General features: G+C 32.1%; 9 protein-coding genes and 3 pseudogenes. 6 read left to right on the top strand and 6 right to left on the bottom strand.

Features of this window, described 5'->3' with window-relative positions:
- Positions 1 to 17: 17 nt before the first annotated feature.
- Entirely contained in the window at positions 18 to 1,304 is a 1,287-nt protein-coding gene (dnaB, locus tag AC3WVZ_RS03165) for a replicative DNA helicase (protein WP_205173280.1), read from the bottom strand.
- Positions 1,301 to 2,154 (bottom strand): annotated as a pseudogene (locus tag AC3WVZ_RS03160) (DnaD domain-containing protein). Before AC3WVZ_RS03160 ends, dnaB begins: the two are co-directional and overlap by 4 nt.
- A gap of 314 nt (positions 2,155 to 2,468) precedes the next feature.
- Between AC3WVZ_RS03160 and AC3WVZ_RS03155 the strand changes: the two are divergent.
- The 5 genes and pseudogenes from AC3WVZ_RS03155 to AC3WVZ_RS03135 all read left to right on the top strand — a co-directional run bounded on the left by AC3WVZ_RS03155 (position 2,469) and on the right by AC3WVZ_RS03135 (position 7,501).
- The gene (locus AC3WVZ_RS03155; RefSeq protein WP_233936014.1) at positions 2,469 to 3,095 is read left to right on the top strand and encodes an HNH endonuclease; all 627 of its coding nucleotides are present in this window, start codon (positions 2,469 to 2,471) and stop codon (positions 3,093 to 3,095) included.
- A 244-nt stretch (positions 3,096 to 3,339) separates the two neighbouring features.
- Positions 3,340 to 3,909 (top strand): annotated as a pseudogene (locus AC3WVZ_RS03150) (Cthe_2314 family HEPN domain-containing protein); the annotation flags it as partial.
- Positions 3,910 to 4,369: 460 nt separating this feature from the next.
- A complete protein-coding gene (locus AC3WVZ_RS03145; RefSeq protein WP_233936012.1) occupies positions 4,370 to 5,563 on the top strand; it encodes a DUF262 domain-containing protein in 1,194 nt (397 codons plus the stop codon).
- Positions 5,553 to 6,644: a DUF3696 domain-containing protein gene (locus AC3WVZ_RS03140; protein WP_233936011.1), complete on the top strand. Its 1,092-nt coding sequence runs from the start codon at positions 5,553 to 5,555 to the stop codon at positions 6,642 to 6,644. Before AC3WVZ_RS03145 ends, AC3WVZ_RS03140 begins: the two co-directional genes overlap by 11 nt.
- On the top strand, positions 6,641 to 7,501 hold the full coding sequence (locus tag AC3WVZ_RS03135) for a hypothetical protein (RefSeq protein ID WP_233936010.1): 861 nt from the start codon (positions 6,641 to 6,643) through the stop codon (positions 7,499 to 7,501). Before AC3WVZ_RS03140 ends, AC3WVZ_RS03135 begins: the two co-directional genes overlap by 4 nt.
- A 545-nt stretch (positions 7,502 to 8,046) precedes the next feature.
- On the opposite strand, the gene AC3WVZ_RS03130 is transcribed toward AC3WVZ_RS03135, so the two are convergent.
- Positions 8,047 to 9,401, bottom strand: a protein-coding gene (locus tag AC3WVZ_RS03130; protein WP_233936009.1) for an IS3 family transposase whose coding sequence is annotated in 2 segments (ribosomal slippage) — positions 8,047 to 8,948 and positions 8,948 to 9,401 — 1,356 coding nt in all. Because the reading frame shifts where the segments join, the coding sequence is not laid out codon by codon here.
- A gap of 152 nt (positions 9,402 to 9,553) precedes the next feature.
- Positions 9,554 to 9,706 (bottom strand): annotated as a pseudogene (locus tag AC3WVZ_RS03125) (PD-(D/E)XK nuclease family protein); the annotation flags it as partial.
- A 169-nt stretch (positions 9,707 to 9,875) separates the two neighbouring features.
- Here AC3WVZ_RS03125 and AC3WVZ_RS03120 point away from each other — a divergent pair.
- Positions 9,876 to 10,214 (top strand): hypothetical protein, encoded by a 339-nt coding sequence (locus tag AC3WVZ_RS03120; RefSeq protein WP_233936008.1) that lies wholly within the window; start codon positions 9,876 to 9,878, stop codon positions 10,212 to 10,214.
- Positions 10,215 to 10,447: 233 nt separating this feature from the next.
- Here the strand turns inward: AC3WVZ_RS03120 and AC3WVZ_RS03115 are convergent, their stop codons facing one another.
- Positions 10,448 to 11,839, bottom strand: coding sequence for a DUF4357 domain-containing protein (locus AC3WVZ_RS03115; protein WP_233936007.1), 1,392 nt, complete (start codon positions 11,837 to 11,839; stop codon positions 10,448 to 10,450).
- A gap of 18 nt (positions 11,840 to 11,857) precedes the next feature.
- A complete protein-coding gene (locus AC3WVZ_RS03110; RefSeq protein ID WP_233936006.1) occupies positions 11,858 to 13,498 on the bottom strand; it encodes an LlaJI family restriction endonuclease in 1,641 nt (546 codons plus the stop codon).
- Positions 13,499 to 13,554: the final 56 nt, after the last annotated feature.

Raw genomic sequence — 13,554 nt, 5'->3', positions numbered from 1 at the left:
TGCCTTCTTCTATTTTATCATCCAATCTCCACAAACCGCCCAAACTCCTTCAAAAACCTCAGCTTAAAACTCCCCACAGGCCCATTCCGGTGCTTCGCCACATGAATCTCCGTCATCTCTTTCTGCACCGTTTCCTTATCATAATAATCCTCTCGATACATAAGCATAATGACATCCGCATCTTGCTCAATTTGTCCCGTCTCTCTTAAATCAGATAAAAGAGGTCGCTTATCTTGACGTGCTTCTACAGAACGAGATAATTGCGACAACGCCACTACACAAACATTTAATTCACGTGCTAATACCTTAAGTTTACGAGAAATTTCACTAATCTCTTGAAATCGATTGCCCTTATGCTTCGGATCACCCGTAATAAGCTGCAAGTAATCTACAATAATTAAAATCTTTTTATCACCGTGCTTCCTCTTTAACTTACGAGTTTGCATCCAAATATCTTGTACCGTAACGCCTGCATTATCGTAAATCTCAAATGGCAACTCACCAATCTCCGCAAACGCCTTACTTACCTTCTCCCAATCTTCCATCGCAAAACGATGCTTCGGATTTTTCAGCCTACCTCCTGACACTTCACCTATGCAAGAAGCCATCCTTTTTAACAATTGCTTACTACTCATCTCTAACGAAAACAATCCAATCGCCGCTCCAGACTTCGCCGCATGCAATCCAACATTTAGCGCAAACGCAGTCTTCCCCATAGAAGGGCGCGCACCAAGAACGACAAAATCACCTTCCTGCAATCCGCACGTCATCTTATTTAACGATGTATAACCAGTCTCAATACCAGTAATCTCTTTCACATCTTGATGAAGCTCCTCATACAAACCAACTAACGCATCCTTCAAATCAAACTCACATACAGAGTCTTTCTCCTCTAACTCACAAAGTGCCGTAATCGTCTCACCGATAACTTTCTCACTCTTCTCCGCAATAAGACGCTCTCCCATCTTGTGCCCGAGAACACCAGCCTGATACATTTTCCACGCACCTCGAACAAGCCCCTCATAATATGAGAAGTTGCTAGTAGTAGGCACACCATCCATTAACCCTATAAAATACTCCATTCCCCCGATCCCCTTCAAAAAATTCGGATCCACTCTAGAAGTGAACGTCACAAGGTCAATCGGTTGCCCCTCTCCTTCCATCTTTCTCATTAACTGAAATATAGACTTATGCACCGGCATCGAAAAATACTGCTCCGTCAAACGGCACTCCTTAATAAGCTCTCCATCAAGTAGTAGAGAACCTAACACCGTCTTTTCCGCCTCCACATTTTGAATACTCATGGCCGCCACCCGCGCTCCGCTAAAAAGCGCTGCAACTCTTCCTCAGATGGCGCATTCTTCTCCCACTCCTCACCAAAAACTCCTCCGTCTCCCCCGTACTAACAGACGACTCCTTCTTCCGAAACTTAGCCGTATCTGCCTCAACCTCACACACTTTCGTAAACCCTTTCCCGTGCCAGCCTCTCAAAATGCCCTTCACATAAGCAACCGTCCGCTTATTATTCTCAAACGCAATTTGAAGCGCCTTCAACACAAGCTCCTCTGACAAATCTTCCATCCACGCACTCAGTTCCTCCACCGCAAAAGGAGACAAACTACCGAAATGTTGCTCATAAAAAGAAAACACACGACTTCCCGTTTCTTCCTCTATAACCTCTTCTTCCTCTGCCTCCTCGCAAACCGGCTCAACATCATCCACAGCCAAATCATCAGGCATACCAAAATGTGCTAAAAGCATCGGAACATTCAGCTCCTCCTCCGCACACTTCTGGAGAAACATATGTACAAACTCCTTATTCTTCACACTCTTCAGCTCACGAAGCACACACTTCTCCACATTCGTATTCGTCACCGGATTATAACGAAGCCAATTTAAAACGAATAACTCCCGCGTATCCGCATCATAAAGAATCTTTCCATAATCAACAAAGCGCTGCACAAGCTTATCAACAGTCTCCCGATTATAACCCGTCTCCATCTCAGCTAATCGCTTCGGAAAAGGAAAAATCCCGCACTGCGTCGTCTTCGAACAAGTTAACAAATACACATAAAAATACCGCTCCTCCGGCGTCAAATCCAAAACAAAATCATCCTGCCAAAAATTCACCTGCACATTACGATAGACCGCCATCAAAGTTCCTCCCGTCCCCATTCAAAATGTAAAAGCCCCTTTGTAATATATATAGGCGGGAGGGCCGGGTTTTTGGCGTGTTATTTCAAAATTTTTTTTGACTACTACTACGGTGTTTGTAGTTGTTTTTGTTTTGTTATGTTTTTTCTTAGTGATTTATTACTTGGTAGGGGCTTGTAAGGGGCTTATGAGGGGCTAGTTATAATTAAATCCAATTTATTTTTTAATTTTCCATTCTAAAAAGAGGATATTCCAATAATAGGAAGAATATATAAATTATATTAATATATTTTCAAAAGAATAGGAGATGCATTATGACAACTTGGTTAGAAGACATTGTAACAGCTTTTAATAATTTAGATGGTGTCAGCCATTATGAAGAACTTTATGAAGAAGTAAAAAGAATTAGAACTGAACCATTACCAAACTCCTGGAGAAGCATTATAAGAAATACTATCGAAACACATTCATCCCATTCTAAAATCTTTAATGAAAAAAAAGATTTATTTTACTCAGTAAATGGATTAGGAGAAGGTACTTGGGCACTTCGAAATGAAGAAGGCTTAATTGAAGCTACCGATATTACAACTCCACCTGAAAAAATTAAAACTGAAGTATATAGAATTCTAAGAGATACAAGTTTAACCCGCGATTTAAAAAGATTACATAATCACACATGTCAAATCTGTGGTGAAAGACTTGAATTATCTACAGATAAACATTACTCTGAAGCTCATCATATTAAGCCATTAGGTAGTCCTCATAATGGTCCAGATATAAGTGAAAACATTATTGTTTTGTGCCCTAATCATCATGCTCTATGTGATTACGGAGCAATCCCATTAAATTATTCGATGTTAAAAAACGTTAAGGTTCATAACATATCTAAAGAGTTTATCGACTATCACAATAATGAAATATTTAACAAGACAAACAAATAACCAACTTTCTACTAAACATAAAAGAAGGTTCTACATCCAGAACCTTCTTTCTATTAAACAAGTACTATTTTCACTCAAATAAAAATTCACATTTTTTCCCTAAACAAAATTATTATACAAGTTTTATCTATTATCATTAAAAATCTCTGGCTTATCCCATATAAAATTTTTAATAAATCACAAAGAACAAAAGAGTCCGATTTACGTAGACTTCCTCTAATTAAAAAGAAATAATTCTCAATTAAACTTAAGTTACGCATATGTATTATATTATTTTAATCGTGGAATCCCAGATGATGAATGGTGCAGAGTAAGCCCTAATGGTAATATGATATACTTCCCTCATTTTAAAGAGCTGCATTGGACTAACAAAATACATTTTGAACATCATACAGATACATTTTTCCAAAAAGCTTTTACCACCCTTGATATACTAGGGCATCTATTATTTAACTATTTTGATTTAGAACAAGAAAAGTATAGAGATGGTAGATTAAAAGACATAACATTTAATACTGCTCTTCGTAGTTTAAAGAATCAAGGAAAAGATATAAAACTAAATAGAAGGCTCTGTAAGGTTAAATATAAGAATAGTTTTCAACAAGCTTCTCGAATTAGAAATAACATTATTCATAATAAGCCTCCTTACAGGATTTATAATTACGATGAAACCCATGATGGGATAATTACCTCAAGGATTCATTATATGCCCTCAAAAGAATTAAAAGAAAATATGTATAGTCTCTTAAAATCCATAAAAGAAATTACTCTAATTATTATTAAATATATAGAAAAAATATATCCAAAGAAATAATCAATAGCTAGTTAGCTTAGGTAACTAGCTTCTTAAATTAATTTGCAATTATCTTTAATTTCCCCTCCTTGATACTCATATGTATCAAGAAAGAATGTAACAACTGTTTTTTTCCAATTTATATTACAAAATATATTTACACACTTTATTAAGTAGCTGTCGTATTATCGTTAGGGCATTAATTATTTTTCATTTATACAATTATTGTTTATGATTAATGCTATGGTTATCCTTCTTTAATTTACATTTTAAATAGATCCTAAACCTTTTAATCTTTATTAGTATTGTCTCTTGGCTATCTTAGTTTTAATTTTAATATAGATAATAATAATCTTTTTAGTTAATATTACAGTAAGCATTATAAATGAAATGGTGTTTTTTTCCGATAGATGTAAAGAATAAACAGATGACTTACAATATAAGAGATACAAATTATTAAATAATTAAGCAGGTGATTTTAATGGATAAATACTCCAAAAATCCAAAAGAAACTATAGAAGAATCCATCGATGAATTTTATGGATTTGAATATGAGGAATACGAATTGGATGAGCATGAAGAAGATTATGAACATCCTTTTGATGCTGATAAAATTAGGATAGATCAACAAATGCTATCACTTAAATATTTAACAGAATTAATGAATGAAAAACAAATTATCCTTAATCCAGGGTTTCAAAGGAATAGGGTTTGGACTGAAAGAAAACGAAAATCTTTACTCATAGAATCTTTGATGTTAAGAATCCCAATCCCAGCCTTTTATTTTTATGAAAATGAGGATTCTAAATTTATTGTAATCGATGGATTACAACGATTATCTACAATAAATGATTTTATCAATGATAAATTTAAACTATTTGGATTAGAATATCTTGAAAATTACTGTGGAGGTAAAACCTTTTCAGAATTAGATATAAAGTATCAACAAAGGATTTTTAGGACGCAACTAGCCGTTAATATTCTAGATGCTAGATCACCTTCTAATGTTGTATTTGACATATTTAGAAGAGTAAATACTGGAGGAGTTAGCCTAAAACCACAAGAGATTAGAAATGCTATTTCAAAGAATAGTACAAGAGACTTATTAAAAACCCTTTATAAAAGTGATGAATTTCAAATCGCCACAAGAAATCGAATTAAAGACGATAGAATGGATGGACAAGAATTTATATTACGTTTCTTTGCATTCTATAAATCCTATAATCACAAAAATCGCCAATTAAATTATACATCAGGGAATATTGCAGTTTTTTTAGATAATGCCTTACTTGACCTTAATGAAGCTAAGAACGATGAATTGGCTGTATTTAAAGAAGATTTTAAAAGAGCAATGAATATTTCAAATATACTTTTTAGAGAATATACCTTTAGGAAATGTTATATTAATGAAAATAATCGTATCTATAGTAATATGGACATTATTAATAAGGCTTTATATACATCTTGGGCAGTAATTTTATCAAACCCAAAATTTATTAACTTTGATTTTACAAAACTAGGAACTGAAGTTTTGCAAAGGTTAGCACAAGAATTAACAGCAGATATACCTTATGATTCTTACTTAACACAGGGAACAAATAGTACAAAATCGGTCCAATATAGTTTTCATAAGGCAAATATGATACTGTCGGAGGTAATGGGATTTGATTTCTAAACTTAATATCGAAAATTACAAATGTTGGGTACAAAAAGAGATAGATTTTAGTCCCCTTACAATATTAGCCGGGGGAAATGCAGTTGGAAAATCCAGTGTTGTTCAAAGTCTTCTTCTTATGAAAAAAGCTTATGAAAATGTACATAGTGGAGAAATCTTATCAAGTGATGTCAACGGAATAAATCTAGGACTTCCTAAAGACATTATTTCAAAAGATAAATCTTTTGAAAAAATCATTCTAAAAAGCACCTTTAATAATAGTACCAGTAATGAAGTTGGGCTAACTATTGGTAATGAAATTATAAATCCACTATCTTTAATAATAGAAAACCAAGAAGATTTATTAAAAGAAAAAAATGATCCCTTCAAACATTTCCAATATCTAAATGCAGAAAGGGTTGGGCCTAGAATTACTTCAGATATTAGTAGTAATTCAGTTTTAAATGTAGGAAATAAGGGTGAATATACAAATCATATTATTAATAAGGCTGATTTACTGAAACATGAAATACATGATTCTATGCGTGCAAGCAAGCTTGCTAAGTTTTCCGCAAACTGTGAAGGTTGGTTAGATATAATAATTCCTGGAACACAGCTAAATGTCTCTTTACATGAAGAATTAAATAAAGTCACCATAAAATTTAAAAATACAAAAACATCATCCGATGAGTATGTTCCTACAGCTACAGGATTTGGATTGACCTATGTCTTACCTATTATTGTGTCAGGATTATTATTCTCTTCATATAAAGACTCTTTCTTAATAATTGAGAACCCAGAGGCTCACCTCCATCCATATGGACAGTCAAAAATAGGACAATTTTTGGCCATGCTTTCTACTTGCGGAGTACAAGTTATCGTCGAAACTCATAGTGAGCATGTAATAAATGGTGCACGCTTGCAATTAACAAAGATGAAAAAAACTGACAGAATGATAGTTAACTTTTTTAATTTAATTGATAATAAAATTGATATAGAAAAGATTAAAATTACCCCCTACGGAGAATTAGAGAAATGGCCAAAAGGCTTCTTTGATCAGAATAAAACTGATCTTAGAGAACTATTAGGATTACGCCTATGACAAAAATATCTTTCTATATCTCTTCATTAATAGACGATAATTCTTCAGTTATCGAATTTGAAAAGAAGATTGTTGAATTCATTGATTTACTTAACGGTATTACCCAAAACGATGATCAAATAATTATACCTAATCAGTTTTATGAGAGCATAATTGACGATAATATCACCTTAGATGAATATTTATTTTCTCCAAAGTATGCTAGCGATTTTAGAGATTTACTTTTTGAAAATATAAGAGAATACAAATCTGATGATATCAATTATCACAACTTATACGTTCTATTAGATGAAAAAGATAACACAAGTTACAAGGCTTTAGTTGGAATGCATGATAATAAATATATTAATGAAGACCGTTTATACATTAACAGTAAAAACAGAATTCTTTTTCCACACCGATTCTATTTAGGTCAATTAAAATCACTTAACTGCTTCAAACAAGATTTTCAAGGCTGTTTTCCAAATTTGTTTTTTCACGATAGGGTTAAACATACTTTAAATGCATTTAACAATATTATTCAACATTCAGATGAATTGATTAGACATTTATCAGTGCTTAATGATTCGGCAAAGAATATATATATAACCATTGGTAGCGCTTCTGATGAAATATATGAAAGATTAAAGAGTGAATTCAATATAATTGCATCTGGAAGAGGCTCAAATGAAGGGCTAGATAAATTCCAATGTCAATTTCATACTATAGATAATAAAATCGAAAGTATAAGATGTAATCCTCATACTAAACTTTATAATGCTCATTCTGATTTTAGAATATACTTTAATTGGGGACGAGAGAGTATTGAAAACGGAAAAATATTAGTTGGTCATATAGGAAATCATTGGAAAGACTAAGTTCCACTTCAAAAACCCAAAATAATAGCACTCCTTGATGTACCAAAATTCAAGCCAGTTAGACTATGATTTACCGTCTTCGTCTAACTGGCTTACTTTATTTATAACTTATTTTCTCTTATTAAATACTTTCACCGTATCATAAACTAATACTACCGTAGTTATACCTAATCGCCTTTTGATTAAACACCTAACTCTGACATTTAAATTAACTAATCTTACTCCAATAAATTGTCGGCTTATTTTGCTTCACATTTAATAGTATTCAGCGTAAATATTCGAACTCTCTTAGTACAAACCTTTCTTTAGACTCACAGAAAACTAGTTAAAAGCCGGTCAACATTCTAGTCAATAAATTTCATTTTTCTACGTTACAGGATCTGCATAAAAAATGTACAATACCCTATAAACCCTTGATACAACTATCTTTTCACTCGATATCCCCGAAACGTGAAATATGTGTTTCTTATCTTGACAGGGTGGATATCATCATTTAAAAATACACACTTTGAAGTGACCCCTAAAAATTAGACACGGTTATTTCATTAGGCAGCTTGATAAAAATGAGTCCGGTATTGTACCGGGCTCATTTTTAATTTTGCCTTAATCCGTTTCGTATTATAACAATCTATATATTTTTCTAATTCTATTTTAAAGTGCTCTACATTTTCAAATTCTTTTATGTAGAGGAACTCCGACTTCATAACCCCAAAGAAATTCTCTATGACTGCGTTGTCGTAACAGTTACCTTTTCGAGACATACTCTGGACAATCGCTCTTGATTCAAGTGTACGGACGTATTGTCTCATTTGATAGTGCCACCCTTGATCCGAATGCATCAGTAGTTGATGGTTTTCAGGTAAACGTTCTAATGCCTTCTCTAACATCTCTGAAACAAGTGAATACGTCGGTCTAGAACCAATTGTATAGGTAATAATTTCACCATTATACAGATCTAATACAGGTGATACATACAGTTTTTCTCCAAACAATTTAAACTCTGTGATGTCCGTTACCCATTTTTGATTCGGGGCATCTGTGCAGAAATTACGCTCTAAAATATCAGGTGCAATTTTACCGACTTTTCCTTTATAGGATTTATATTTCTTCATACGCACAACACACTTTAATCCAAGCTCTTTCATAATGCGCTGAATCTTCTTGTGATTCACTTTCTGACCGCGATTCATTAATTCATCACGAATGCGACGGTAGCCATAACGACCTTCATTTTCCTCATAAATCGCTTTAATTTCAGCTTTCAAATCGGCATCTTGATCCGGACGATTCATTTTTTTTACTAAATCATAATACGTACTCCGCAGAATGCCCGCTAGCTCCACGAGTGCCTTCACCGAATATTTATGCCTTAACTCATAGACTACTTGTGCTTTGTCTTGTTTTGTGATTTTTCCTTGTTTTGAACTAAGGCATTCAACTTTTTTAAGTACTCATTTTCCATTTCAAGCTGTTGAATACGTGCTTCAAGTGCCTCAACTGACCCTTCAGCTAAAGGTTGTTTTAATTGTTTATTTGAATCTTTTTTCATGGATGGACGCCCCTTTTTCTTAGATTGAAGGGCATCAATTCCTTGTGTTTCGAACTGTTTTTTCCAAACAGAAACCGTTGAAGGGGCAGGAATGCTAAAGATAGCTGCCGTCTCAAATAAGGACATACCGTTTTCAATCATAGAGTTTAGTACGTCTAGTTTAAATTGTTGTGTGTAATTTGTACACCGTTTTAGAAAAGCTTCCACACCATTCTGTTTATATTGGTTTACCCAATTCAAAATGATTGTGCTACTTATACTAATTGCTTTACCGATTTCTCGATAACTTTCATTCCCGTTCAAATAACGTAGAACGATTTGTATTTTTTCATCAGCTGTAAATTTAGCCATAGAAAAACTGCACCTCCAATTGTTAGACTGTGTCTAACAATCGGGGTGCAGTTCACTCTTATACTCTTCTTCTCCTACCTAACACTATATTTTATCCGACTAATCTTTATTTAATATATTTAATAATTGTATCTATAATTTAATAGCATCAACTATTGAACATCCATCATTTCCAACAATTTCTCTACTTCTCCCAAAACTCCCATCGTTCCAAGAATATCAATTCTCCCTTTTCCATTCGCCACTCTATAATCCCTCACCACAGCAACAGTCATATATTGCCCATTTTCAATCATAGGCTTTTCCTTCAAAATAAATTTATTCATTTCTAGCTATTTAATGAAATTTAACATTCATTATCTCTTATGCAGATTAATCATATCCCCTAATATAAAAGATAATTTCATTCAAGGTTACATATTTCCTTTTTCCTGCTCATAAAAATTAATAACGGACAATAAAGGAGGAATACAAATGTTCTATACAATCTTACTTGAACATTTAATAAGTAAAAAGATATCTTTTAAAATTGTAACTGACCGAATAACTATTCCAAATACAACACTATACGCCTATGAATTAGGTGATAAATTACTTCATCTTTATTGTGAAAATGGAATTGAAATAAGTTTTCCAAATGATAATTTCAAGTATTTAGAGAATGATACGATTATTACGAAAGCAATTGATGAAAAAAGTTTACTTAATTGCTTTCAAGATCTTTCAGATAGCAAATTTAACATATACTTTATGGATAAAAAAGATGAGTATATGTTTGGGTTTTACGGCATTGAGGGCCATCTATTATCTTAAAATAAAAAAGTTATACTCTTTTTATGAAATACATACTAGATCTAACAATTATTGTCATCTTTCTAAGATTATTATATTTAAGAGCCTAAATTCTTTTTAATATCAAAATTAACACAAAAAATCCAAAAAGACATTGTACCTAATAAATTTGAAGAGATAGTTTAACTACCTCTTCAAATTACAACAATTATGCCACTTAAATAAACCAACAAATACTACTAATAATATTTATTCTATTTTTTCTTCCCCATTAACTCATTAAAATTTCTTCCATCCCCTGATTTCCACGCTGTAGTTCCTGTCACTCTACTTCCACCAATAACTCCTGCTGCTTCACTAGGTGTGTCAAACAGTGTATCTTGTACAAATTCGTAACAATCCTCTTTTCGTTCCACTATCCCTTCTGCTATTAATCTTTCTCTAATTTTATAATTCCCTTCTTGCATTCCTTTTTTTACATTTAGAACCATTTGAGAACCTTTTCGAACTAAAATTGTATGTTTATTTCTTTTTTCCTCTGCCTTACCTTTGTACAAACCTATGGCCTTAATATCATAAGAAGTAAAATAAAGTATAGTATCTATAGGAATCTCTTTTTCAATTTTTTGTTGATAGCCAAATAATACTCCTTCAGTGAATCCTTCTTCAATTTCTAAATCTTCTTCCTCTACATCCACCATTGAAACCTCATTATATTCCATAAATCCTTTTAAAATCCCCTCAAAATCCTCACCAAATAATTGACTAAATGTAAATTCAACTTCTTCCTTTTCAAGTTCATTTATATGGTTTGTATATTTAAAAATATAATCCTCATTAGACGAATCTTCATGCTTGTATATTTCATTCCACAAATAAAATAATACTTTTTCTACAAAACTTTTGGTATGGATTACTGCACTATTCCCGGCTGGCATAATAAAACGATTTCCTAACTGTTTATCTTCACTTTCTGTAATAGAATAAATTTTGGCGTTTATCTTCCTTAGAAAGTCTTCCCACGAATAATATTCTTCCATAACTTTAATATAAAAATTTGCTGCATCTTGATAATTAATCCCTTGATATCGCCAAGACCATCTTCTAATAAATGCAGAATCCACTGGAAATACAGATTGATCCGATGTATTCATTGTAGCAAAGATATAAAAATTACTTGGGAACGCTAACTTTAAATGTTCCTCATCTTCCTCTGATAACAACCGTTCTTTTATGAACTCACTCATTTCTAAAGGAACATTAATACTATACTGTGATTCACCCGTCATTGAATTTCTATCTAACAACTGAAAAAAATCACCAAAAATGGCACTGCAATTCCCTCGGTTAATTTCATCAATTACTAAAATAACCGGGTCACCCTTTATACATGCTTCTACATAGGAACGCAACAATATTCCAGGTATGAATTTATAATTCAGTCGTTCTTCTTTATTTTCTAATCTTTCCATAATAGGTCGATAGGTTCCTACAAAATCACTATAATCATATTCTGGATGAAATACAGTTCGGAATACATTATCTTCCGGTATACCAAATTGCTCCATTATTTGCTTAATAGTATAGGACTTTCCTGTTCCTGGTGGTCCATAAAATATTATTTGATGTGATAGATTCGGTAACATAAAAAACACCTCTTATCTTTATTTGAAAACAATGGAATTTATTAAAATATTACTATTGGACTTAACACATTCTTTTACTAAATTTGAATCTTCCTTGTTTTTTTCTAACACTAAAACTGCCCTATCTTCTCCTATAAAAAACACCTTCCCCCAAAATATGTAGTAATTACTCTTTATAAAATTTTTGAGGGTTTCTTCCTGCAATATAAACATGTCATACACATGATTATAATAATCAGCAATTCTTGTTCTTACTATTTTTCTAAACAATGATTGATATTGTTGTTTTATTTTTTGAGTTTTAATCGTATATGCTTTCATCAAAAATAACAGATTTATCTTAAAGTAAAAAACATGAAAAGTATCTCTATCGAAAAAAACATTTTCAAATTGTTTTGTTATTAATGGTTGGTTAAAAGGAACTATCGGTATTTCCGGGATTTTTTTATATTCTTCATGATTTATATCTCCAAATACAAAAAAGTTAGGTATCGCATCATACCCCCTAGAAAAATCTTCACGCAGGAGAATATTATGTTTATCAAAATAACCGCGATTTTTTTCGAATTCCTGAATGATATTTCTTGAGTATGTAAATTGTTTAAATATAGAGTTTGTATGTACAATTTCCCCTTTATAATATTTCGAATCTCCAATAAAGAAGATTTTACTTCCTGTGACAAAAGATTTCCCGCTAAAAATATGATCAATAATTTTCCCATCCTTTTGTACTTTTAAAACTGCTAGATGCTCTTTATCCGATAAAATCTCATTGACCATATCTTCAAATAACAAATTAAAATTGAAAACTACTATATATCCAACACTATCTTTTTTCGCACTAATAGATTCATATTGATAATATGCATTTAATAATTTAACCAGCTGTTTCATATCATCCCTAATATAAAGGCTCCGTATACTCTTTAAAATCTTTGGAAGTTTCCTTTCAAATTTTATAAATTCTCTTAATGGCATAATTGGTAAGTGACTATCTAAAGATATATTTATATTATAAGTGCACTTTATCTTATTTAAGAGTGAATAAAATACCATTAAAACAATATCATTCTGACTAAGTCTTGAATTCGAGTATTTGAAATGAAAATAATGTACATTTTCATCATACATAACTGGCATATTCTTTTTTATTGTTTTATTCCAATGAATTTTATTTGTCTTCTTTTTATCAATACCCTTTTCCTTAATATACAGGTGTTGATTTTGTTTATGAAACTTGATTACAGAAAAGATTGTTTCGATCATGGACAATTTCCGATCTTCCATATTTGATAAAATAGATAACTCATTTGGATGCTCATTTGGATGCTCATTTTGATTTTCCCGTTGATATTTCATTAAAGTTTGAAAAAGAAGTATTGTAAAATCATGAACAAAGGCTATTTTTTCTTTATTCCCTTTTAGCACATTTCTATAGTTCTGTTGCGCAAACTTCTCTACATCTATATCATTAAACAATTTGCCATCTTTCTCAAATAATTTGGGTAAAACTATATAAATTTCTTGTGCACCATTTGTATAAAAACCTACACATTGCAGTACTGCATGATGCTCATCCACATCTTTTATAAATTTTGACTGAAACAATTCATACAATAATTCTTTCTCATATCTATACTGTTCAACAAATATTCTCAAACTTTACACCTCTATGTTCCACTCTTAGCATCCTCTATCGAGATTAGCATAATTTT

The sequence above is a fragment of the Bacillus sp. CPT56D-587-MTF genome (genome assembly GCF_058792335.1).
Note: the sequence above shows the minus strand (reverse complement) of the source record. Positions and strands in the feature narration are given on the sequence as shown.

What these genes read in the sequence shown, in the direction of transcription:
- AC3WVZ_RS03135 (WP_233936010.1), top strand. Translation starts at nt 6,641, where the DNA reads ATGACAAAAATATCTTTCTATATCTCTTCATTAATAGACGATAATTCT.
- AC3WVZ_RS03155 (WP_233936014.1), top strand. Translation starts at nt 2,469, where the DNA reads ATGACAACTTGGTTAGAAGACATTGTAACAGCTTTTAATAATTTAGAT.
- AC3WVZ_RS03145 (WP_233936012.1), top strand. Translation starts at nt 4,370, where the DNA reads ATGGATAAATACTCCAAAAATCCAAAAGAAACTATAGAAGAATCCATC.
- AC3WVZ_RS03120 (WP_233936008.1), top strand. Translation starts at nt 9,876, where the DNA reads ATGTTCTATACAATCTTACTTGAACATTTAATAAGTAAAAAGATATCT.
- dnaB (WP_205173280.1), bottom strand. Translation starts at nt 1,304, where the DNA reads ATGAGTATTCAAAATGTGGAGGCGGAAAAGACGGTGTTAGGTTCTCTA.
- AC3WVZ_RS03115 (WP_233936007.1), bottom strand. Translation starts at nt 11,839, where the DNA reads ATGTTACCGAATCTATCACATCAAATAATATTTTATGGACCACCAGGA.